The sequence below is a fragment of the Rothia sp. HMSC069C04 genome (assembly GCF_001812895.1).
Taxonomy (GTDB): Bacteria; Actinomycetota; Actinomycetes; order Actinomycetales; family Micrococcaceae; genus Rothia.
Window position 1 is genome coordinate 208,931 of sequence record NZ_KV810762.1, and the last position, 23,571, is coordinate 232,501.

14 protein-coding genes are annotated in these 23,571 nt (G+C 60.9%); 7 read left to right on the top strand and 7 right to left on the bottom strand.

Features of this window, described 5'->3' with window-relative positions; all coding sequences use genetic code 11:
• Nucleotides 1–35 precede the first annotated feature (35 nt).
• Together HMPREF2879_RS08420 and HMPREF2879_RS08425 are read left to right on the top strand one after the other, a co-directional pair.
• Nucleotides 36–2,636, top strand: coding sequence for a DEAD/DEAH box helicase (locus HMPREF2879_RS08420; protein ID WP_070635277.1), 2,601 nt, complete (start codon nt 36–38; stop codon nt 2,634–2,636).
• Nucleotides 2,637–2,729: 93 nt separating this feature from the next.
• Entirely contained in the window at nt 2,730–4,181 is a 1,452-nt protein-coding gene (locus HMPREF2879_RS08425; protein WP_070635279.1) for an alpha/beta fold hydrolase, read from the top strand.
• A 144-nt stretch (nt 4,182–4,325) separates the two neighbouring features.
• On the opposite strand, the gene HMPREF2879_RS08430 is transcribed toward HMPREF2879_RS08425, so the two are convergent.
• From HMPREF2879_RS08430 to uvrB, 3 genes are all read right to left on the bottom strand, one after another.
• On the bottom strand, nt 4,326–5,531 hold the full coding sequence (locus HMPREF2879_RS08430) for a TerC family protein (RefSeq protein WP_070506435.1): 1,206 nt from the start codon (nt 5,529–5,531) through the stop codon (nt 4,326–4,328).
• Between the two features lie 433 nt (nt 5,532–5,964).
• Entirely contained in the window at nt 5,965–6,744 is a 780-nt protein-coding gene (locus tag HMPREF2879_RS08435; protein ID WP_246822943.1) for an ornithinee aminotransferase, read from the bottom strand.
• Nucleotides 6,745–6,909: 165 nt separating this feature from the next.
• Nucleotides 6,910–9,078, bottom strand: a complete 2,169-nt coding sequence (uvrB, locus tag HMPREF2879_RS08440) for an excinuclease ABC subunit UvrB (RefSeq protein ID WP_049354746.1) — start codon at nt 9,076–9,078, stop codon at nt 6,910–6,912.
• A 439-nt stretch (nt 9,079–9,517) separates the two neighbouring features.
• Between uvrB and HMPREF2879_RS08445 the strand changes: the two genes are divergently transcribed.
• The 3 genes from HMPREF2879_RS08445 (at nt 9,518) to HMPREF2879_RS08455 (ending at nt 12,898) form a co-directional block, all read left to right on the top strand.
• A complete protein-coding gene (locus tag HMPREF2879_RS08445) occupies nt 9,518–10,660 on the top strand; it encodes a FecCD family ABC transporter permease (RefSeq protein WP_053088742.1) in 1,143 nt (380 codons plus the stop codon).
• Nucleotides 10,660–11,586, top strand: coding sequence for an ABC transporter ATP-binding protein (locus tag HMPREF2879_RS08450; protein ID WP_049354747.1), 927 nt, complete (start codon nt 10,660–10,662; stop codon nt 11,584–11,586). The genes HMPREF2879_RS08445 and HMPREF2879_RS08450 overlap by 1 nt, the downstream gene beginning before the upstream one ends.
• A 160-nt stretch (nt 11,587–11,746) precedes the next feature.
• Nucleotides 11,747–12,898, top strand: coding sequence for an ABC transporter substrate-binding protein (locus HMPREF2879_RS08455; protein ID WP_239662228.1), 1,152 nt, complete (start codon nt 11,747–11,749; stop codon nt 12,896–12,898).
• A 193-nt stretch (nt 12,899–13,091) separates the two neighbouring features.
• Here HMPREF2879_RS08455 and HMPREF2879_RS08460 read toward each other — a convergent pair whose 3' ends face one another.
• Entirely contained in the window at nt 13,092–14,420 is a 1,329-nt protein-coding gene (locus HMPREF2879_RS08460) for a 2-oxoglutarate dehydrogenase (protein ID WP_070635283.1), read from the bottom strand.
• Between the two features lie 511 nt (nt 14,421–14,931).
• Entirely contained in the window at nt 14,932–15,618 is a 687-nt protein-coding gene (locus tag HMPREF2879_RS08465; RefSeq protein ID WP_049353142.1) for an IMPACT family protein, read from the bottom strand.
• A 58-nt stretch (nt 15,619–15,676) separates the two neighbouring features.
• Between HMPREF2879_RS08465 and coaE the strand changes: the two genes are divergently transcribed.
• Complete coding sequence (gene coaE / locus HMPREF2879_RS08470; protein ID WP_070635285.1) at nt 15,677–16,312, top strand: dephospho-CoA kinase; 636 nt, start codon at nt 15,677–15,679, stop codon at nt 16,310–16,312.
• Between the two features lie 223 nt (nt 16,313–16,535).
• On the opposite strand, the gene rpsA is transcribed toward coaE, so the two are convergent.
• Together rpsA and polA are read right to left on the bottom strand one after the other, a co-directional pair.
• On the bottom strand, nt 16,536–17,990 hold the full coding sequence (rpsA, locus tag HMPREF2879_RS08475) for a 30S ribosomal protein S1 (RefSeq protein ID WP_005506223.1): 1,455 nt from the start codon (nt 17,988–17,990) through the stop codon (nt 16,536–16,538).
• Nucleotides 17,991–18,798: 808 nt separating this feature from the next.
• Nucleotides 18,799–21,810 (bottom strand): DNA polymerase I, encoded by a 3,012-nt coding sequence (gene polA / locus HMPREF2879_RS08480; protein WP_070594093.1) that lies wholly within the window; start codon nt 21,808–21,810, stop codon nt 18,799–18,801.
• Between the two features lie 444 nt (nt 21,811–22,254).
• Between polA and HMPREF2879_RS08485 the strand changes: the two genes are divergently transcribed.
• The gene (locus HMPREF2879_RS08485) at nt 22,255–23,532 is read left to right on the top strand and encodes a dicarboxylate/amino acid:cation symporter (protein WP_070594092.1); all 1,278 of its coding nucleotides are present in this window, start codon (nt 22,255–22,257) and stop codon (nt 23,530–23,532) included.
• Nucleotides 23,533–23,571: the final 39 nt, after the last annotated feature.

Here is a 23,571-nt window from a genome sequence, read left to right on the forward strand (position 1 = left end):
CGCGCCCGCGCTATTCCCGATAGACTGGAATCCTCATGAGTATTTTGAATTTTCTTTCTCCCTCGCTGGGTGAGAATCCCGGCGACTACAATCGACGCGATTTTAAGAGCAACCCCCTCACCGCCGAAGAAATCTATGAGGCGTTCACCGAGTGGATTTCGACCCGCGGTATGACCCTGTACCCCGCCCAGGACGAGGCTGTTCTGAGCATTGCCGCCGGACATAACGTGGTGCTGGCAACCCCGACCGGTTCGGGTAAGTCCACTGTGGCTGTTGCCGCGCATTTTACGGGTCTGGCGACCGGTCAGCGTTCCTACTACACCGCCCCCATTAAGGCGCTGGTGTCTGAGAAGTTCTTTGACCTGATCAATATTTTTGGTGCCGAGAACGTGGGCATGATTACCGGCGACTCCGCCATTAATACGGAGGCACCCATTATCTGCTGCACCGCGGAAATTCTCGCCAATATTGCCCTGCGCGAGGGTAAGGATGCGGACCTCTGCCAGGTCATTATGGACGAGTTCCATTTCTACTCTGACCCGCAACGCGGCTGGGCGTGGCAGCTTCCCCTGCTGGAGCTTCCGCAGGCGCAGTTCCTGCTGATGAGCGCGACCCTGGGCGATACGACTCGCTTCCAGGAGGAGATGACGGCGCTGACCGGTCGTGAGAGTGACCTGGTGGCTCACTCCGAGCGTCCCATTCCGCTGCATTTCTACTACTCCACCACCCCGGTTCAGGAAACCGTGCAGGAGCTCGTGCAGACCAAGCAGACTCCGGTCTACATTGTGCACTTCTCGCAGAAGGCGGCGCTGGAGCAGGCGAACGCGCTGCTGTCGGTGGCTATTGCTTCGAAGGAAGATAAGGAACGCATTGCAGAGCTGATTGCGAAGTTCCGTTTCGGTCCGGGCTTCGGTAAGGCGCTGAATAAGCTGGTGCGTGCCGGTATCGGTATTCACCACGCGGGCATGCTGCCCAAGTACCGCCGCCTCGTGGAGCAGCTGGCTCAGGAGGGCCTGCTCAAGGTCATTTGCGGTACCGACACCCTGGGCGTAGGTATTAACGTGCCCATCCGTACCGTACTGATTACGGCGCTGTCGAAGTTTGATGGTGCCCGTAGCCGCCGTCTGCGTGCCCGCGAGTTCCACCAGATTGCTGGACGTGCCGGCCGCGCCGGTTTTGATACCGCCGGCACCGTGGTGGTTCAGGCACCCGAGCACGATATTGAGAACGCTCGTCTGCTGGCTAAGGCTCAGGCGAAGTTCGGTGACGACACCAAGCGCATTAACCAGTCGCTGTCCTCCAAGCGTAAGAAGGCGCCGGAAGGCTTCGTTGGCTGGTCCGAGAAGACTTTCGACCAGCTAGTAGAAGCCGCCCCGGAGCCGCTGACCTCCTCCTTCGACATCACCCACTCGATGCTGCTGAACCTGATGCACCGCCCGGAGAACCCGGTCATTGCCGCATACCGCATCATTCAGGAGAATCACGAGAGCCCCGCGCGCCGCCGCGAGCTGCTGCGCAAGGCAATCGGCATCTACAAGGAGCTGCTGACCGGCGGCGTGATTGAGCGAACCAACACCCCGGACGAGCACGGATCCTACCTGCGCCTGACCGAGGACCTGCAGGATAACTTTGCCCTGAACCAGCCGCTGTCCGCTTTTGCGGTCGCCGCGCTGGAATTGCTCGACCCCGAATCCCCCAGCTACGCACTGGACGCGCTCTCCCTCATCGAGGCGACCCTGGAATCACCGAACCAGGTGCTGTACGCGCAGGAACGCAAGGCGAAGAACGAGCTGTCGGCACAGTTGAAGGCGGACGGTGTGGACTACACCGAACGCATGAACGAGCTGGACAAGGTCACCTACCCGCAGCCTCTGGCGGAGCTCATTGATCAGGCGTACACGACCTACAAGCAGTCCGCGCCGTGGGTTGCACGTTTTGAGCCGCGCCCCAAGTCGATCGTACGTGACATGTACGAACGCGCAATGGGCTTCAACGACTTCGTGCAGTACTACTCGCTCGAACGTGCCGAGGGTGTGCTTCTACGTTACCTCTCTGACGCGTACAAGGCGCTTCGCCACACCATCCCCGATTCTGCCGTGACCGACGAGCTCGACGACATCATCGAGTGGCTCGGCGAACTCGTGCGCCAGACCGACTCCTCCCTGGTGGACGAGTGGGAGAAGCTGGCTGCCGGCGAAGACACCGCGACCATTGCCGCCGAGCACGCCTCCATCGAGGAGGAAGAGCCTCCCGCCGTGACGAAGAACCTGCGCGCCTTCCGCGTGATGGTGCGCAACGCCCTCTTCCGCCGCGTGGAGCTCTTCGCTGATGAGCGTGACCGCGCCCTGGGCGCTCTGGACGAATGGTGCGGATGGGATGCCGACCGCTGGGCGGACGCCATGGACGACTACTTCGACACCTACGACGACATCTACACGGACGCCGACGCGCGCTCGCCTCGCCTGGTCAGTATGGATGAGGACACCGCCGCTCACCCGGGCGTGTGGAAGGTTCAGCAGAGCTTCGCCGACCCCGAAGATAACTTTGACTTCGGTATTCGTGCCGAGGTTGATTTGGCGGCATCCGATGAGGCGGGGTACCCGGTGCTGAAGATTCTGAGCGTGGGCGAGTTCTAAGGCTCCAACTGAGACTCCGATTGAGACTCCGCCCGAGGCTCTGCCACGATGTTGCCCGTAGTGGGCTAGAATACAGAGTATCTATCTATTTGAATGAAAGAAGGTTCACCGTTGACCGTTTCTTCGCTTCCCAAGGTTGAGTACCGCAAGGGTTCGGTCGTCAAGCACGACGGCTACGAGATTACCGACCACTGGTTCCAGGTTCCCCTGACCCACGGTCTGATTTTCTCCAAGGGCAAGGATGCCGCTCTCTCCTCCCGTTTCGCGGACCAGACCATCACCGTGTTCGCCCGCGAGGTTGTGAGCACCAACGAGACTCTGACCGTTTCGGCTGATAAGCGTCCTTACATTGTGTACCTGCAGGGCGGCCCCGGTTTCGGTTCGCCGAAGACCGGCTCCATTGGCGGCTGGATTGCTGAGCTGGCGAAGTCTCACCGCGTGGTTCTTCTGGATCAGCGCGGTACCGGCATGTCTTCCCCGCTGTCTGCTCGCAACATCACCGCTGTGGGTGACGCGCAGGTTCAGGCTGAGTACACTGAGCTGTTCCGTGCGGACTCCATCATTGCTGACGCGGAGGCTGTCCGCGAGGTGCTGCTGGCTGACCGTGCCGACAAGCGCTGGTCCACCATTGGTCAGTCCTTCGGTGGCTTCCTGACCCTGTCCTACCTGTCGTTCGCACCGCAGTCGCTGCGTGACTGCCGCATCACCGCGGGCCTGGCGCCGATTCGCACCTCCGTGGACAACGTCTACCAGCACACCTTCGACCGCATGAAGGAACGTGTTGAGGAGTACTACAGCTGGTTCCCCGAGGACGCTGAGCTCGCTACCCGCATTGCTGAGCACCTGCGCACCCACAAGGAGTACCTGCCCACCGGTGAGCGTCTGACCGATCACCGCTTCCAGATGGCCGGCCATTTCCTGGGTGGCCGCTGGCGCGAGCGCGGTCTGCACTACTTCCTGGAGACTGCTTTCGCTGAGGGTAACGACCACCTGTCCGATCAGTTCCTGACCGCTATGGGTGCCGAGGTGACCTTCCAGGCGAACCCGCTGTACGCCCTGATGCACGAGACCATTTACGCTGACGGCCCCGCCGACGGCGTTCTGCCCGGCATCCCCGGCTACGAGCTGTCCCCCTCCCCCGCGCCGACCAACTGGTCTGCTGCTCGCGTGGCGGCTTCCCGCCCCGAGTTCGCACCGGATGCGGACCGTCTGCTCTTCACCGGCGAGCACATCTTCCCCTGGTACTACGAGGAGGATCCCTCGCTGCGTCCGCTGGCTGAGGTTGCAAACCTGCTGGCTGAGAAGAAGGACTGGGGCCGCCTGTACGACCACGCACAGCTGCACAAGAACGAGGTTCCCGTGGTGGCTGCGGCGTACAACCCGGACGTGTACGTGGACTTTGAGCACTCCATGGAGACCGCTCGCTGGGTCGGTAACACTCAGGTGTGGACCTCGAAGACCCACCACCACGACGGTTTCGGTTCTGACCCGCTGACCATTCTGGGTCACCTGAAGAACATGCTGGCTGAGGTTCACAACCAGTAATTCTTCGCCGGGTAGTCATTCTGCCCCGGGTATATCCCCGAATATATTTTGATACAGCGAAAGCCCCTCACCCCGGTTGATCCGGTGTGAGGGGCTTTCGTGTGAGCGCTTAGCCTGGTGAGGCCGCAGGCTCAGTAACTCAAACTACTTCGAGGAGGAAGAATGCGCATCCTGTGCGGTGCGGGCACGCATCACGAGGGCGTGGTATTCGTCTTCCTTCTCGATCAGCTCGTCACGCAGCTTGGCGGGAATGGCGTTGAGCTTCTCGGTTTCCTTCTGCCAGCGGGCGGTGATGTCCGCACGCTCGGCGGCGGATGCATCCTCGGGCAGTGCCAGGTACTTCTCGGAGAGCGCCTGAACACGCTGAATGGTCTGCAGCGCGCGGCCCTTGGGGCTGAGCAGCGAGGCAAGCACGGTAATGATCAGGACGCCCACGATGACCATCAGCGACATTTCGGTGCTGATTTCGACCACGTGCACGGGCTCGCCGTGGTTGATAAACGGCAGGTTATTCTCGTGCATTGCGTGCAGGATGAGCTTCACACCAATGAACGCGAGGATGGTCGCCAGGCCGTAGGAGAGGTAGACGAGGCGGTCCAGCAGGCCGTCAATAAGGAAGTACAGCTGGCGCAGACCCATGAGGGAGAACGCGGTCGCGGTGAACACAATGTAGACGGACTGGGTGAGGCCGAAGATCGCGGGGATCGAGTCGAGCGCGAAGAGCAGGTCGGAACCAGCGATAGCGACCATGACGAGCATCATGGGGGTCATGACGCGCTTGCCGTTTTCGATGGTGAAGAGCTTGTCACCGTCGAAGTGGTCGCTGGTCTTCAGGTACTTCTTGGCGAGGCGGACCATGATGTTGTCGGCTTCGTCATCGCCGTCACCTTCGGTGATTTCGTCCTTGAGCAGGTTACCTGCGGTCATGAGCAGGACCAGGCCGAAGATGTAGAACACCCAAGCGAAGGAGTTGATGATCGCTGCGCCGGCGAAGATGAAGGAGCCGCGCGCCAGGATCGCGAAGACAATACCGAAGAGCAGAACCTTCTGCTGATTCTCACGGGCGACACGGAAGGTGCCCATAATAATCATGAAAACGAAGAGGTTATCGACCGAGAGAGCTTCTTCGGTGATGTAGCCTGCATAGAATTCGGTGGCAGCGGAGGGGCCGTTCGTCACGAAAATATACAGACCGAACAGCATCGCGATGCCGATGTAAATACTCGACCAGATGGCCGCTTCCTTGACGGAAGGTTCGTGCGCCTTACGAACGTGGAACACGAAGTCGAAGGCCAACAGACCCGCGATGATGAGAATAGTAACCAACCATTGCAACCCGGTAACTTCCATGGGGAGCCTTTCTTGTGGTGTGCGTACAGGACCACAAGTCTCTCCCGCCGACCTTAATGGAGGTCGGCTCGATTCACCGGTTAGGCGCCTTCGGCTAACGTGCTGACGATGAGTCGATTGGTGGGATACTCCCTTGCTCGGTGAACGATTATACAGCAGGTTGGGGTTTTCGCACAGGAGCCCCTCCGGGAGAACTTTCAGGAGCTAGGTGCACCGAAACGCCGCATCCGGCGGGGTTGACCTGTCGGATGCGGCGTTCTGCGTGACGAATACACGCTGTCTAGTTGGGGGTCTAGCTGGCGCCACTATTAGTTTGACAACATGTAGAGCGGCGTATTGCAGACCAGCACGCACAAATCAACACCGCGCCGCAAGGCCCCATAAAAGTAGCCCTCCCCGTGAACTATTACGGGGAGGGCTACTTTTCATTCAATTAGGAGACCATGTTGAAGGTCGGCGGGGTGAAAGCAATCGCGTTGACCTGCTTGTTCGTATCAAGCGTGCCGTTCTCACGAATCGTCGGGACGGTAATAACCACCTCGAACTGGTACATGCCTTCCATGAGCGTATTGCCACGCAACGCAAAACGCGCGGAGATGCCGGTCGCCTTATCATTCACGCTCGACGCGAAGGGAATGACCTGACCCTGAACGGTCTGAGTCTTGCCGTTGCGGGTCATGACGGTTGCCTTGCCGGTCGGGTCAGTCGTGAAGACCTGACGGTCAATGATTTCACCCTCGGGCGAGAAAAGGTAAATGTCCATGGACGGGTGCAGGTGCGTGGTGCCGGTCGTCGCCTCCAGGGCGGAGACGTTGTAGGTCATCACGAACTCACCGCAGTTCAGGTTGAGGTCGCCCTCGGGGCCGTGAGTCGCCTCGTACACGGACATGAGGCGAATCGTTGCGGGATTCGGGGAGGTTGCATTCTCCATGGACCACCACGCCTGACCGGTCTCCGGCGCAGTCACGGGCTTGTTCTTGGTGCGCGACTGCAGGGCGCCACTGGCAGGGTTGGTAATCATCCAGCCGCCGACCTGGGTGAAGTCCGGGCCGTGTACCGTCTTGCAATCATCAGCCGAGGCAGCGAATGCGGGTACCGCCGTGGAGGCGGCAATAGCGGGCAGAGCCCAGAGCGCACCGCGGGTGAGGTTGCGGCGGGTAACGGAACGAGCTCCCATGGTGTGTGCGTCTGAAGAGTTATTCGAAATAGTCACAGATTTTTCTTTATCGTTCGGAAGCATCAAGGTGTTATTTGACACGTAAAACACCTTGATAGTGTACAGCATGTATCTGCACTCAGTAGAACTTCATGAACAATGAGTTACCTCATGGCGAAAAACCCACGTCGGCCCCTAAACGCCGGGCTTAGAACACCGGGCTTAGGCGTGACCCGCCTCCTTCATCAGGCGCAGCTCCTTCTTCAAATCGGCAAGCTCATCACGCAGACGCGCCGCCAACTCAAACTGCAGGTTCTCCGCCGCCACACGCATCTGCTCGTTCATCTGCTCAATCAAATCCAGCAGGTCCTCAGCGGGTGCCGCCGCCAGGCCGTCCGCACGAACGCGCGCCTCCGCACGGGCGAGAAGCTCCTCCGACTCCGGGGTGCTCGTGGCAATCTTCGACGAGGTCGCAGAACCGGTCTTCGCACCCGCACTCACCGTGCGGGCGCCCTTCTTACCACTCTTACGCTGCTGCAGAAGCTCGCGGGTGTCCTCTTCCTCGCGGGCGAGAACATCCGTAATATCGGCAATCTTCTTACGCAGCGGCTGCGGGTCAATGCCGTGCTCACGGTTGTACGCCTGCTGAATCTCGCGGCGGCGGTTCGTCTCATCAATCGCCACGCGCATAGAATCCGTAATCTTATCGGCGTACATGTGCACCTGACCGGACACATTACGCGCCGCACGACCAATGGTCTGAATCAGCGAAGTGGTCGAACGCAGGAAGCCTTCCTTATCGGCATCCAGAATCGCAACCAGGGACACCTCGGGCAGATCCAGGCCCTCACGCAGCAGGTTAATACCAACCAGCACATCAAAGGTACCCAGGCGCAGCTCACGCAGAAGCTCCACACGGCGCAACGTGTCAACGTCAGAGTGCAGATACTGCACCTTCACGCCATGCTGCAGCAGGTACTCGGTCAAATCCTCCGCCATGCGCTTGGTGAGGGTCGTGACCAGCACACGCTCATCACGCTCAACGCGCACGCGAATCTCCTCGAGCAAATCATCAATCTGACCCTTGGTCGGCTTGACCACAATCTCCGGGTCAATCAGACCGGTCGGGCGAATAATCTGCTCCACATAACCATCAGCCTGCGACAGCTCATACTTACCGGGGGTCGCCGAAAGGTAAATCGTCTGACCGATACGCTCCAGGAACTCCTCCCACTTCAGCGGGCGGTTATCCATCGCCGAGGGCAGACGGAAACCGTGCTCTACCAGGGTGCGTTTACGGGACATATCACCCTCGTACATGGCACCAATCTGCGGGACCGTCACGTGCGACTCGTCAATAATCAGCAGGAAATCATCCGGGAAATAATCCAGCAGACAGTTCGGGGCACTGCCTGCGGCACGACCGTCAATATGGCGCGAGTAGTTCTCAATGCCATTGCAGAAGCCCATCTGCTCCATCATTTCCAGATCATAGGTGGTGCGCATGCGCAGACGCTGCGCCTCCAGCAACTTGCCCTGGGATTCGAGGGTCTGCAGGCGCTCGCGCAGCTCATCCTCAATGGAGGTAATAGCCTTCGCCATGCGCTCCGGGCCGGCAACGTAGTGGCTTGCGGGGAAGACATACATTTCTTCTTCCTCGCGAATTACCTCGCCGGTCAGCGGGTGCAGGGTGTAAATCGCCTCAATCTCATCACCGAAGAACTCGATGCGGATCGCGTTCTCCTCGTACATGGGGATGATTTCGACGGTATCGCCGCGCACACGGAACGTGCCGCGGTGAAAGTCCATGTCGTTACGCGCGTACTGCATCGCCACGAACTGGCGCAGCAGCTCGTCGCGGTCAATCTCCTCACCGCGACGCAAAGTCACCATCTGCTTAATGTACTCCTCGGGCGTGCCCAGACCATAAATGCAGGACACGGTCGAAACCACCACCACGTCGCGGCGAGTCAGCAGGGAGTTCGTCGCCGAGTGGCGCAGACGCTCCACCTCCTCATTGATGGAGGAGTCCTTCTCAATAAACGTATCGGTCTGCGGCACGTACGCCTCAGGCTGGTAGTAGTCGTAGTACGAGACGAAATACTCCACCGCATTATTCGGCAGCAGCTCGCGCAGCTCATTCGCCAGCTGCGCCGCCAGAGTCTTATTCTGCACGAGCACCAGAGTCGGACGCTGCACCGCCTCAATCAGCCAGGCTGCGGTCGCGGACTTACCGGTACCGGTAGCGCCCATCAGCACAATGTCTTTCTCACCGTTCTGCACACGCTCGGTGAGCTCGGCGATAGCCTTCGGCTGATCACCGGCAGGCTGGAAGGGGCTGACCACTTCAAAGGGGGCGACGATGCGGTTAATTTCGGGTGCGTAACTCATGTATCCATCCTAGGGGAAAGCCGCCCAATGCGCCTCAGGATTGGTCGCCCTTTTCTGCTGGCGCAATACGATGACGCGCAATAGTCCAGACACGACAGGTAACAAGCCATCACCATGAAAGTGCCCAAGTTCATAAAAGAAAGGACGCAAAAGATAAGGGGTATTCGACTGGTTCATCTGCGCTACCGGGCAGGAGGCGAGCGGGAGCATTCTCCCGCACGATGACGGTGCTCTTAGGAACAGCGCTCTTAGGGGTGGCCGCCCTCCCCCACAGCCGCCGCCACTTACGGGTGCCGCACCGCAGAAGATAAGCGGCAACACATAAAGACTTATGACGGGCGCTCTGCACTCACCCCCTTTGCCTCTTTGATGTGGCTCACATATGTTTAGAGCACACACGCAGACAGAACGGGACCACAAGAGCGCACGGAAGGACTCCATGAGCACGACCACGGAGACAGCTTCACAGGCAACCCCGAACGAATCCACAGAAGCGAACCCGGAGGCGAACCCCACCGGCGCGCCGGTTGCCACCTTAGCTACCAAAACCGAGCATCGTAGCACCCTCTTCGCGTCCTCGTACCCGCTGATTCTGCTCATCGCCCTCGCCATTCTGCTGGGCGTCACCTATCTCTCACTCATCACCGGCAGGTACCCGGTCGAACTGGACGAGCTCTTCCGTATCCTCGGCAAGAACTGGTTCGGCATGGACCTGAAGGTCTACAAGCCCGCCGAAAACATGCTGCTGACCGTGCGCATTCCGCGCCTACTCGCCGCCGGGCTCATCGGAGCCGCCCTCGCCATTGCGGGTGCCACCTTTCAGGCGGTCTTCCGTAACCCGCTGGTCTCCCCGTACCTGCTGGGTGTTTCGCAGGGTGCGTCGGTGGGTGCCGCCTCCGCCATTCTGCTGGGTGTGGGCACGAGCATCGCCATTCAGGGTTCCGCCCTCGCCGGCGGTCTCATGGCGGTACTACTGACCGTGAGCATTCCGCGCCTGCTCAAGAATCAGTCCACGCTCATGCTGGTGCTCTCCGGCGTGATTGTGGGTGGCTTTGGCACCGCCGCGCTGGGTGCGTTGAAGTTCATTGCGAACCCTGAAACTCAGCTGGCGCAAATCGTGTTCTGGCAGATGGGCTCCCTGCAGGACGTACGCGCGGAAGCACTCACACAGTTTGCGCTGGTGGCGGTGCCCTGCATCCTGCTGCTCCTGGCGATGCGTTGGCGCATCAATATCCTCTCGCTCGGTGACGATGAAGCACGCACCCTCGGCATTAACCTGACCCGCACCCGCGGTATCACCATTCTGCTGGCAACCCTGGTCACCGCGACCAGCGTGTGTATTGGCGGCCCGATTTCTTGGGTTGGCCTGGTCATTCCGCACCTGTGCCGCCTGCTGGTCGGTAGTGACACGACCAAGCTCATGCCGCTGTCCATTCTGATGGGTGCTTCGTTCATGATGTTCGTCGATACCCTGGCACGTAGCCTCACCAGTGCGGAGGTTCCTCTGAGCGTACTGACCGGCTTCATTGGCACGCCCCTGTACGTGGCGCTGCTGCTGCTTGGAAAGGTTCGGGTGAAGTAATGTCGCCTTCCATTCCCAATACTCAGCAGCGCACGGATGCGAGCGCAGAGGTTCTGCTACACCTGGACGATGCGGGCTTCCGTTACGGCCACCGGGGCGGGCGCATCAATCGCCGCCGTACCGGTCTGCACCGTTCCGGGCACCGCTCCAGCCGCTGGATTTTCCGCAACGTGAACCTGCAGGTGCGACGCGGTGAGGTCCTCGCCATTCTGGGTCGCAACGGTGTGGGCAAGTCCACCCTGTTGAACTCCCTGATTGGTTTGCACTCGCTCACCGAGGGCACCGTCCACCTGGGCGGTGAGCCGCTGGATTCTTTGACCGCGACTGAGCGTGCCCGCCGCATCGCCTACCTTCCGCAGATGGAGGGTCGCGGCATCTCCTACACGGTCACCGAGTACCTGCTGATGGGTCGCGCACCCTATATCGGCCTGTTCTCCTCCCCCTCGCGTCAGGACCGCGACAAGGTGCAGGAAATGATGGAGGAACTGGGTCTGCTCGACCTGGCGCATTCCCCGCTGGATCAGCTGTCCGGCGGTCAGCGTCAGCAGGTGGGTATCGCCCGAACCCTGGTGCAAGACGCCCCACTCATCGTTTTGGACGAGCCAACCAGCGCCCTGGACGTGGCGAACCAGGCGAAGGTTCTGCGTAAGATTCGGCAGCTCCACGATGCCAGGTACGGGGTCATTTTCACAACCCACAACCCGGACCACGCCCTCATGCTGGATGCGACCGTCGCCCTGCTCGGCGCGCACGACGAACCTGACGTACAGGCTTCGAAGGACGCGCCAGCTCAGCTTTTGACGGGCCGCGCCTCCGAGGTGCTCACGAGCGATGTTCTCTCGCGCACCTTCAACACCGACCTGACAGTGGCCTACTCCCCCGAGCTGGGTCGCTCCAGCGTGCACATGACGAGCCTCGATACCTGAGAATCCGCAACCCCTAGTCTTCCGGTGGTGGTTTGGGTGGCACACAAGAGATACGGTAGAGGTGCCCTTTGTCTTGTGGGAGGCGTGTCCCTAGCACGCCTGCCCCACCCAGGCCGCCGCCGGGTTATTCACCCACCCTATCGACACAGAAAGACACATCATGAAGATTACGAAGTTCCACACCGGCATTGCCCTGACCACTTCCCTGCTGCTGGCTGCGCTGACCGGTTGCGGTGCCGCGAACACCGCCTCCTCCTCTGCATCGGGTTCCGCCTCGAGCTCGGTGTCCGCTTCCGCCTCCTCTCAGAGCTCGAAGAAGCACACCAGCTTCTTCGTGAAGGATAACGGTGACGGCACCAAGGTCATTAAGGACATTGACGGCAAGGAGGTCACCGTACCCACCACCCCGGAGCGCATCGCTGACCTGTGGCACGCAAACAACCAGGTGGTTCTGCTGCTCGGCGGCGCTGAGAAGCTGGTGTCCACCACCTCTACCGTGAAGTCCCTGGCATGGTTCAAGCAGGTGTACCCCGGTATTGAGAAGGTTGACGCGCCGGTGAAGGGCACCGACGTGAACATGGAGCAGCTGCTTGCCGATAAGCCGGAGGTGCTACTCGCCTCCTCGAAGGAGCAGATTGCGAAGGCATCTGAGGCGGGTATCCCGGCGGTGCACGTGGAGTTCCAGAACTTCGCGGATCTGAAGCGCACCGTTGAGCTGACCGCCGAGGTCATTGGCACCGATGAGGCGATTGAGCGTGCCGAGAAGTACCTGGCGTACCTGGAGAAGAACGAGAACCTCATCAAGGAGCGCCTGCAGGGCGTCACCGAGTCCCCGAAGGTTCTGCACATTGCGGGCGGTTCTGACCTGACGAAGGTGGACGGCTCGAACTCCCTAATTGGTGAATGGATGAAGCTTTCGGGTGCGAAGAACTCCCTGGACGGCGTGGAGAACTTGAAGAACATTTCCCTGGAGCAGATTATTGCCTCACAGCCGGAGTACATCATCATTGGCGGCGCGGATGCGCAGAAGGGCGTGGACGCGATTAAGGCGGACGCCGCGTGGGCTGACGTTCCGGCGGTGAAGAACGGCAAAATTATTAAGAACCCGGTCGGCACCTTCAACTGGGACCGCTACTCCGCCGAGGAGGCTCTGCAGATTCTGTGGGCGGCGAAGCTGTTCCATCCCGAGAAGTTCTCCGACGTTGACCTGGTGAAGGAGACCCGCGAGTTCTACTCGACCTTCTACGGCTACCAGCTGACCGAGGATGAGGCGCAGCGCATCATCAACGGTCAGGGTCCCGCAACTAACTAATCCGAAACTAGCTAATCCGGCAACTAACTCGCCTGGCGGTAGCTCACCTGGCGACCGGTTAGTCACCGGCTAGTTCGTTAAACACGTACCGCCCGGAACCGTGCTCACAGCAAGGTTCCGGGCGGTATTTTATTGGTTTGTAGCCGTGGGGTGCCGCAGTGTTAGATGACTGCAGTGCTAGTTGACCGCAGCGTTAGCGCACCTCCACGGTGGCTCCGGCGAGGCTCATCAGCGCCCGGTTCGTCAGCGGAAGGTACCCGTTCAGGGCGCTCAAAATCAGCTGCATGGTGCGCTCTTCATCCTCCACGCTCAGCCCGCGCGGAATACCCACACCCGGCACGCAGATGCGCTGCTTATACAGGTCAATCACCGCGCACACGGTGCGGTTCGGCACGCCCAACACCGGCAGCATGCCGCGGTGATTGATGGTGCGCAGGCCCTTACCGACCACGGCGGCGGTGCGGATATCCGGGCGGGCACTCCTCGCGAACCGGGAGGTGCTCGCACCGTTCGCAAAAGCGGCAGGGTCGGGAATACTATTCGGCACCGCGCTCTTCTCGTTCAGCACAGACAACAGCGGCTCCCCCACCGCGGCGGTGACCGCCACGTAGCGTACCTGCCGGTCCATGGCGTTGAGGAAGTCCAGTTCCGCGTACTCCTCCACGCGGTAGTTTTCGACCAGACCGGCCTCGCCCGCCCCGGTTTCTTCCACGGTGCGGGTGATGACTTCTTCATCGTAGAAGCTTGCCACGCACACCTGCGGGGCGCCGCGCTCAATGCGGGCGCGGCACTGATAGTCGTCGTCAAGCAGCCAGAGGGACAGCTCGTAGCCGTCGGGTACATCGCGCACACCGGTCGCGAGCAGCACTTCGCTGCCGTCCAGGGAGAACGGCTCCCAGCCAGCCGGTTCAAAAGCGTTGAGGGCACCGTCCAGGGCGGGGTTGCAGGAGCCGAGGCTCGGCGCCTGATCAGCCGGGGTGAACGCCTCGGTGGAGGGCATGGCGATGGTGAGCCCGCGCATCCTGCCGGCGAGGCAGAGTTCAACCGCCATGAGCAGGTGGCCCGCACCTTCACGGCTCAGTGCTGGGCTCTGAACCAGGTGCGCCACGCCGGAGTTGTCCAGGCTGAGGTGTTCGCCAACTCCGCGGGCGGCGTTGGAGTAGCGGTTGTGCAGGCGCACCAGCTCGTCAATGGGCAGGGCACGACCCACGGCGCCGAACGCCTGGGCGATAGCGTGAACATGTTCGGGGAAGACGCGGCAGAGCCTGCCAAGCTGGCGAGCAAATTCTGCCGGACGCTGCGTGAGCACGCTCAGTAGGGTACCGAGGTTCTGCTGGCGATAGGCGTTAAGCAGCTGGGCGACGGTGGCGGGTTCAAGCTGCTCGACGGTGCCCCTCGTGGGGAGGCGCGCTCCCTGGCGGTTGAGAGTTGCGGTGCCGCCGCGGCTGCCCGCGGACTGCTCTGATGAGTTTTTGCCTGCTTGTTCGTCTACTTGTTGATAGTAGGTTCCCGACTGCGTCACGTTTTCACGACCTTGAGCTCTTCAGAGCGTTCGTTAGCTGATTCTTCGTAAGGTGACGGGCGGGGCTCAGCGCCTACCGGCAGATGGTTCGTGCACACACTACCGTCTGCCGGATCGTATAGTACCGGCATACAGCTGTGCCTCGTTCCTTGAGCAACTAAGCTATAGCTTCAAGACGTCAGCATCAGGACCTCAGCGCTGAGATAGTACCCAGTTCTCGGCGCTGAGATGTCAGCGTTGAGCCCTGCCCGTCGGTGCGGGCGCACGCGTTGCCTCGTGGAGGCGCCGGGCTGGGTTACCGCTGGTGACGAACCCGTTGCCCGTGCCGTGGAGGGGCGTGTGCGTTCCGCAACGCTTTTTAGGCTATCAGCTTTAGCGGGCAATTACTAGGGTTAGAGTAACTATTAACTAAGGTTGGACTATCTTTTGGGTTTTGGGGGCTTTAGGCAGGCGCTCTAGCCCGAAAATCTGGGACCGGAAATCTAAGACCGAGAATATAGGGAGCGGTAACCTAGACCGGCAAATCCACCCACTGCGTGTCCCCCCAGGTCACACTCGCCGCACCGGAACTCAGGCTCACCACCAGCTCCTCGGCACGCGCCAGCTCCTCCGAGCGGTCAAACACGCCCAAGGAAATCGTGGCACCCTCCGCACCGTACTCGGTACCCAGCACATTCAGACCGGCGGCACGAATCTCGTTCTCCAGGCGGCCAGCATCCGCATGCGAACTGGGCACCTGACCCACACGCAGACGCTCACGCGAATCGAATAGCGCACCATCCAGGGTCTGCACCACCGAATCAGTGTAGGCGCGCACCAAACCGCCCGCGCCAAGCTTAATGCCACCGAAATAGCGCACGACCACCGCAACCACATCCGACAGGTCGGTGGTGCCGTCCTCGCGGGTCTGACGCGCCAGCAGCGCCTGCATCATCGGCACACCGGCGGTACCGGCGGGCTCACCATCATCGGAGGAACGCTGAATATCGCGGTCAGCACCAATAATGAACGCTGAACACACGTGGCGGGCATCGTGGTAGGTCTTGCGCACTGACTCAATGTAGGCGCGCGCCTCCTCAACGGTGCTCACGCGTTTGATGTGACCAATAAATTCGCTACGCTTAATTTCGAGGAGGCTCTCATAGGGCTCATCGCCGCGCGGCACAAGGTATCGGTTGGCGCGAGTTTCTTCCTGCATGTGTCCTCCTCTAATCAGTACCTATCTATTGTGGCACAGCCCGTCAGGAGCACCGTCCATGTCCCAGCCTTCTTCCCCCGCTTCTACCACGCTGCACCGTTACGCCCTCACCGGCGGTATCGGCAGTGGCAAGAGCACCATCGCCGCCCTCTTCGTGGAGCAGGGCGCATTCCTGGTGGATGCGGACGCCATCTCCCGATCCCTCATGGAGCCCGGCGAGGCGGTGCTCGCCCGCACGGTCGCGGAGTTCGGCGAGCATCTGCTCGATGAGGACGGCCGCCTCAACCGCCCCGCCCTGGCGCGTATCGTGTTCAATGATGAGCAGGCGCGCCTGCGTCTGAACGCGATTGTGCATCCCGCTATTCGTGAGCGTGCCGCGCAACTGGTGGAGCAGGCGCAGGCCGAACCCGGGTTCAGCGGCGTGGTGCTGGAGGATATTCCCCTGCTCGTGGAGACCGGCGACCCGTCCGCCTTTGAGGGCGTGGTCGTGGTGCGTACTCCCCTGGCGACTCGCCTGCAGCGCCTCGTATCTTCGCGCGGCATGAGTGAGGAGGATGCACGCGCCCGCATCGCCGCGCAGGCAACCGACGAGCAGCGTGAGGCGGTCGCAACCTGGATTATCGATAACGGCGGCTCGCTGGAGGAAACCGCCGAGCAGGTGCGCGCCGTCTGGGAGCAGATGACCGCCGCCTAAGATCCTCCCCAGCAACACGGGGCACAGCAACAGCGGGCATAGCAACACCGGGCGCGTACTCCGGATCCCAACGCCCCCAACCCTGACTCACCTAAACCCCCAATAACGCAAAGAACCCCCTCCCCTCCCAAACGGGAGATGAGGGGGTTCCTCTGCTCTAGGCACCCCACGCGGGGTTACCTATCGGCTATTACGCCTGATGAGTGCTCATCTGAGCGGCAGATTAGTTGCCGGTCAGCTTCTTGCGGAGCTCAGCCAGTGCCTCATCCGATGCGAGGGTACCTGCGGAAGCGGGCTCCTCGGAGGAGTAAGAGGTCGGTGCGGGCTCAGCTGCTGCGGGAGCTGCTGCTGCAGCCTCTGCGTCAGCCTCGAGAGCCTTAGCAACCTGAACCTTGTGAGCCTCGAAGCGAGCCTGTGCCTCTGCGTACTGTGCTTCCCAAGCCTCGCGCTGTGCGTCGAAGCCTTCCAGCCACTCGTTAGCCTCGGGGTCGAAGCCCTCGGGGTACTTGTAGTTGCCAGCCTCGTCGTACTCTGCAGCCATGCCGTACAGAGCGGGGTCAAACTCGGTAGCGTTGGGGTCAACGCCCTCGTTTGCCTGCTTGAGGGACAGGGAGATGCGGCGGCGGTCCATGTCGATGTCGATGATCTTAACGAAGACCTCTTCACCAACGGAGACGACCTGCTCAGCCAGGTCAACGTGGCGGGTTGCCAGCTCGGAGATGTGGACGAGGCCCTCGATGCCGTCCTCAACGCGCACGAATGCACCGAAGGGAACGAGCTTGGTGACCTTGCCGGGAACGATCTGACCCAGAGCGTGGGTGCGAGCAAATGCCTGCCACGGATCTTCCTGGGTTGCCTTGAGGGACAGGGACACGCGCTCGCGGTCCAGGTCCACCTCGAGAACCTCGACGGTAACGGGCTGGCCAACCTCGACAACCTCGGACGGGTGGTCGATGTGCTTCCAGGACAGCTCGGAAACGTGAACCAGACCGTCCACGCCACCCAGGTCCACGAATGCACCGAAGTTGACGATGGAGGAGACAACGCCCTCGCGGACCTGACCCTTCTCCAGCTCGTTGAGGAAGGAGGAGCGAACAGCGGACTGAGTCTCCTCCAGGTATGCACGGCGGGACAGAACAACGTTGTTGCGGTTCTTGTCCAGCTCGATGATCTTAGCTTCGATCTGCTGACCGATGTAAGGTGCGAGGTCGCGGACGCGGCGCATCTCAACGAGGGATGCGGGCAGGAAGCCACGCAGACCGATGTCGAGGATAAGGCCACCCTTGACAACCTCGATAACGGTACCGGTAACGACGCCGTCGTTTTCCTTGACCTTCTCGATGTCGCCCCATGCACGCTCGTACTGTGCGCGCTTCTTGGAGAGGATCAGGCGACCTTCCTTGTCCTCCTTGGTGAGGACGAGTGCCTCAACCTCGGAGCCGAGCTCGACAACCTCAGAGGGGTCGATGTCGTGCTTGATGGACAGCTCGCGGGAGGGGATGACGCCTTCGGTCTTGTAACCGATGTCGAGCAGAACCTCATCGTGGTCGATCTTAACGACCTGGCCGGAGACGAGATCGCCGTCGTTGAAGACCTTGATGGTCTTCTCGACTGCCTCGAGGAATGCCTGCTCGTCGCCGATGTCGTTGATTGCGACCTGAGGGATGTTGGTGCTCATGTAGTGAGGGCTCCAATTGGATTTCTAATAGGTCGACGCTGCCGGTTCGCCGTTCAACACCCCCGAGTGGAGGCGCCGACCGGCTCACTTTTTCACCCCGGCGCGCACGGCATAGGGCCGCTAACGCCTTTGAACGGGGTGAGGAAACGTCGAGCTGACGGATACTTACAATGTGTACCACCCACCGGAAGCAGATGCTCTCAGCAGGGTGTGCGAGCGGTCTGTGCCCGTTTTCTCCCCGTTTTCTTAAGGAGAAAAAAGAGCATAGAAAACCCGTACGTTGGTACACGCGATTAATAGTGTACGGGAATCCCGGGCGTGTCGTCAATGGTTACGCGCCCGGGATTCCCGTACTTATTTGCGGTTTTGAACTTGTGGTTTACGTTGTGGTTTGCGGAGGGGACGGCGCCCGTCCTCGTTCCTCTCCCCACCCAAGGATGCGACCGGTGCGCACCTTCCTACGCTCCTACAGGGGAACCCACCCTCTCGGGTGCTCCGCTCTTCCTTGCTTCGCTGCGGAGAGCACCCGAGAGGGTACCCTGATGTCGCTTCCGGAAGGTGCACCGGCACGCTCCGGTAGCGGGGCCAAGAGCGGCTCGCTGAGCAGCTACCCGGAAAACGCGGCCGCACCCGCTCGGTGACCTGCTACCCCCAGCGCGGAAAGGCGGTATCGTCCGTAGTGACATCAGGGTGCCCGAAGCGAAGCGAGGGCGGGTGCCCCTGTAGGAACGAGGACGATAACCGTCTTTCCAAGCGGAGCAAAGCTGAGCACCGTCTTTCCAAGCGGAGCCAAAGGGAAGAAACGCGCCTAGTGGCCCGCCTCCTGCCAGGACTTACCCCAGCCGACCTGAACATCCAGAGGAACACGCAGGGAGGCGGCACCGCTCATCTCCTCGACGAGCACGCGTTCGGCGGCTTCACGCTCACCGGTGGCGACTTCGAGGATGATTTCGTCGTGCACCTGCAGTAGCATGCGGGTCTTCAGACCCTCTTCGCGCAGGCGGCGGTGAATGTTGATCATGGCGATCTTGATGATGTCCGCGGCGGTGCCCTGAATCGGGGCGTTGAGGGCGGCACGTTCGGCGGCTTCTCGGCGTACACGGTTGGGCGAGTCCAGGTCGGGCAGCACGCGGCGGCGGCCGAAAATGGTTTCGGTGTAGCCGTCCTGGTGTGCCTGCTTGAGCACGCCGCGCAGGAATCGTCCCACGCGTCCGAAGCGCTTGAAGTAGTTGGTGCGCAGTTCGCCTGCTTCATCGGAGCTGATGTTCAGCTGCTTGGCGAGGCCGAAGCGGGACAGGCCGTATGCCAGGCCGTAGGACATTGCCTTGACCTTGGAGCGCTGCTCGGGGGTGACTTCTTCGGGGGCGACGCCGAAGACTTCGGAGCCGACGTAACGGTGCAGGTCCTCCCCCGCTTCGTAGGCTGCGATGAGCTTCTCGTCGGCGGCGAGGTGCACCATGATGCGCATTTCGATCTGCGAGTAGTCGGCGGTGAGCAGACCCTCGTACTCCACACCATCGACGGGTGCGGGCGCGACGATGAATGCGCCACGGATGCGGCGGCCTTCTTCGGTGCGGATCGGGATGTTCTGCAGGTTCGGCGCGGTCGAGGAGAGGCGGCCGGTGGCGGCGGCACCCTGCTGGAAGGTGGTGTGCACGCGTCCGTCGTCGGCGGCTGCTTTCTGCAGGCCTTCGACGGTCTGTACGAGCTTGATGTTGTCGCGGTAGGCGGCGAGCGCACCGAGGAATGCGGCACCGTCGGACTCCGGGGAGATTTTGGTGAGCAGTTCGGTGACGGATTCGGCGTCGGTGGAGTAGCCGGATTTGATTTTGCGGGTGTGCGGCAGGGCGAGCTTGTCGAAGAGCACGGTCTGCAGCTGTTTGACGGAGGCGAGGTTGAGGGGTTCTTCGCCGTCGTCGGTTTGGACGGTGTCGCCGATGATGGTGCGTGCGGCGTCCTGCGCCTGGTTAGCGCGTGCGGAGAAGGTGTCGTGCAGTTCGGCAAGGAGCGCGTCGGAGACGGCGATGCCTGCCTGCTCCATGTCTGCGAGGACGTAAAGTAGCGGCAGTTCGATTTCTTCGTAGACTTTGAGCTGGCCGTGCTCTTCCATTTCGAAGTGCAGCAGGCGTGCGAGTTCGTGGATGATGCGGCTGATCTGCGTGAAGTAGCGCAGGTTTTCGACGGGTTCGGCTTCGCCGGGCATGCTGAAGAGGGAGGGTTCTGCCTCTTCTTCTTCGGGTTGGAAGACGAGCTGCGCGTAGGGGTCCTTGGGGATCCAGAGGTAGCGTTCAGCGAGGTCTTCCATGCGTTCGGAGAAGAGTTTGCGGGTTGCGGTGGGGATGAAGCCGCACATGTAGGAGGACAGGGCGGGGTCTTCGACGGCGCCGGCGAGTTCGTAGCCGTAGGCGCGCAGGAGCTTGCGCTGAACCTTGAGGTCCATGACGATTTTGCGGGCTGCTTCGTCGGAGAGCCAGGCGGCGAGGGCGGCGTCGAGTTCCGGGTCGATGGTGCGGGTGTCGATCCAGAGGCTGGTGTTCTTGCTGGTGAGGAGCACGCCGAGCAGTTCGGGGTTTTCTTCGGCAGCGCGGATCTTGGTTTTGGTGACCTTGACGGCGGGTGCGTCGCCGATGGCGGGGCGCGCTACGGGCAGGTTGGTGACCGGGTAGAGGGTCACGGCGCCTTCGAGGCGTTCGGGTACGGCGATGGGCGCACCCTGTTCGTCATTGCCGTAGTTTTCTTCGGCTGCGGCGGCGCAGAAGGCGCGGAATGCTGTTGCGTCTGCGTTTTTGGTGGGTGCGCTGGTGGCAATGGGTGCGTAGACGGGGCCGGTGGGCGCCTTCTTGATGGCACCCTCCTCCCCTGCTTCTGCGGCGGAGCTTGCAGAGCCTGCGGATCCAGCGGCGCGCACGATGGGGCCGAGGGTGTCGGCGGCACGCTTGCGGATGGTGCGGAACTCCACCTCGTCGAAGAAGGTGTTGAGTGCATCCAGGTCGGGGGTGAATTCGGTGTCTTCGAGGGTGACGTTCAGGTCGAGGTCGTTGACGAGCTGGTTGAGGCGACGGTTGCGTACTACGTTGTCGATGTTTTCGCGTAGTGCTTCGCCCTTCTTGCCGCCGATTTTGTCGCTGTTTTCGATGACGGCGTCGAGGGAGCCGTATTCGCCGAGCCATTTGGCGGCGAAGCCGGGGCCTACGCCGGGTACGCCGGGCAGGTTGTCCGCCTGCTCGCCGGTGAGGGCGGCCAGGTCGGGGTACATGTGCGGGGGTACTTTGGTTTTCTTTTCGACGGCGGCGGGGTCCATGCGCTGAATACCCTTGGAGGGGCCGGTGGTGACCGGGTAGAGCAGGGTGACGTCGTCGGTGACGAGCTGGAAGATGTCGCGGTCGCCGGAGAGGATGAGGACCTTGTAGCCGGCTTCGGTGCCGCGGCGGGTGAGGGTTGCGACGATGTCGTCGGCTTCGTAGTTTTCGTAGGTGAGCGCGGGGATGTTGAGCGCGCCGAGCATCTTTTTGATGAGGTCGATCTGGCCGTTGAAGGCTTCGGGGATGGCGTTGCGGCCGCCCTTGTATTCGCCGTATTCGGCGGTGCGGAAGGTGCCGCCGGGCAGGTCGAAGGCTACGGCGATGTGGCTGGGCTGGTTGTCTTTGATGATGCTCAGCAGGGTGGAGAGGAAGGCATGGACGGCTTCGGTGTGCTGGCCGTCGCTGCGCACGAAGATGTGCTGTCCGGTCTTTTCGGCCATGGTGTAGATGCCGAAGAAGGAGCGTAGGGCGAGGGAGTGTCCGTCAATGAGCAGGAGGGTTTTGTTCTCTGTAGTCACTCCTCTAGTGTATCGAGTCTGGGTTTTCTTGGTGGTTGGCTTGGTGACGGCTGGGTTGGGGGGCTAGTTTCGGTGGTTACGGGTTAGAGCCCTGTGGGGAGGCACCCGCGCTGTGTTGGGTGCTGGCGCTGTGTTGGGTACCGGCGCTGTGCCATATAGCGGAATAACGGGGTGTGTGGAAAGAGTTTTACCTCATATGTAGGTGCCGGTGGGGTGCGTTTGGTGAGTTTTTCTCCCAAAAATTGTGCCCCAAGCCACTATGTAGGGTGGATAATAATACGGTTTCCAGATAATATATAACCTTATTATCGCCTCCAGCGTAGGAAACCCCCACACCCCGTGTATTCATAGGCAGAACTCTACCCAGAATTCACCGGCAGGATTCACCGGACCGTGAGGGCACATCCCGCGCTTAACACACAACGAACCCTCATTTAGGAACCCATGAAGGTACTCAAAAAACTCCCCCTCCTCGCGTGGATTATCATCGCGATTGCATCGGGTGTGCTTATCGGCATGCTGACCCCCGGAATGATTAGCGGCATCAATGACGCAACCGGCGCAGCCATCCCCACCGACCTCATCGTGCAGCTCTTCGTCTCCTTCTCTACCGTATTCAGTGCCTTCCTGAGCTTCGCGATTCCGCTGATTATTATCGGCTTCATCGTGCCCGGCATTGGTTCCCTCGCGCAGGGTGCGGGCAAGATGCTCGGCATCACCGTGGGTCTGGCGTACATCTCCAGCATCCTTGCTGGCTTCCTGGCACTGACCTGCGCACTGCTGCTCTACCCCATCATCCTGAAGGGTCAGCAGCTCGCTTCCTTCGATAACCCCGAGAACGCACTGTCCAAGGGTTACATCTCCTTCGAGCTGACCCCGATTATGGGCGTGCTGAGCGCACTGATTCTCTCCTTCATCCTGGGCCTGGGTATTACCGCACTGAAGACCCGTGCGATGCTGAACCTCTTCGAGGACTTCCAGGTCATCGTTGAGAAGATGCTCGGCTACGTGATTATCCCCCTGCTGCCGGTGCACATTGTGGGCGTGTTCGCAAACATGACCCTCGCCGGTCAGGTGGCGAAGATTCTCTCCGTCTTCGGTCTTGTGTTCGTCATGGTGATTATTCTGCATTGGGTCACCCTGGCGCTGCAGTACTCGGTGGCTGGCGCGATTTCTCGCCGCAACCCCATCCAGATGCTCAAGACCATGCTCCCGGCATACTTCACCGCAATCGGTACCCAGTCTTCGGCTGCGACCATCCCGGTGACCGTGCGTTCGGCGAAGAAGGCTGGCATCTCCCCCCGCGTGGTGGACTTCGCGATTCCGCTGTGCGCGACCATTCACCTCTCCGGCTCCATGATTACCATTACCTCCTGCTCGGTGGCAGTGCTGTTCATGACCGGTCAGCACCCCGACTTCGGTAGCCTGATCCCCATGATTCTGGTGCTCGGCGTGATGATGGTTGCCGCTCCCGGCGTTCCCGGCGGTGGCGTGATGACCGCAATCGGTCTGCTGCAGTCCATGCTTGGTTTCGATGCCTCCATGATTGCCCTGATGATTGCCCTGTACCTGGCTCAGGACTCCTTCGGCACCGCAACCAACGTGACCGGTGACGCGACCATCGCGGCCCTGACCGAGCGTATCTCCAAGGCAATCGGAGCGAACCCCGATAAGGAAATCCGCGACGAGGACATCGAAAAGGCAGAAGCTATTTCCGCCTAATCCTCATCCGCTTACATAGCGTTTTTCAGCCCCGTCTCC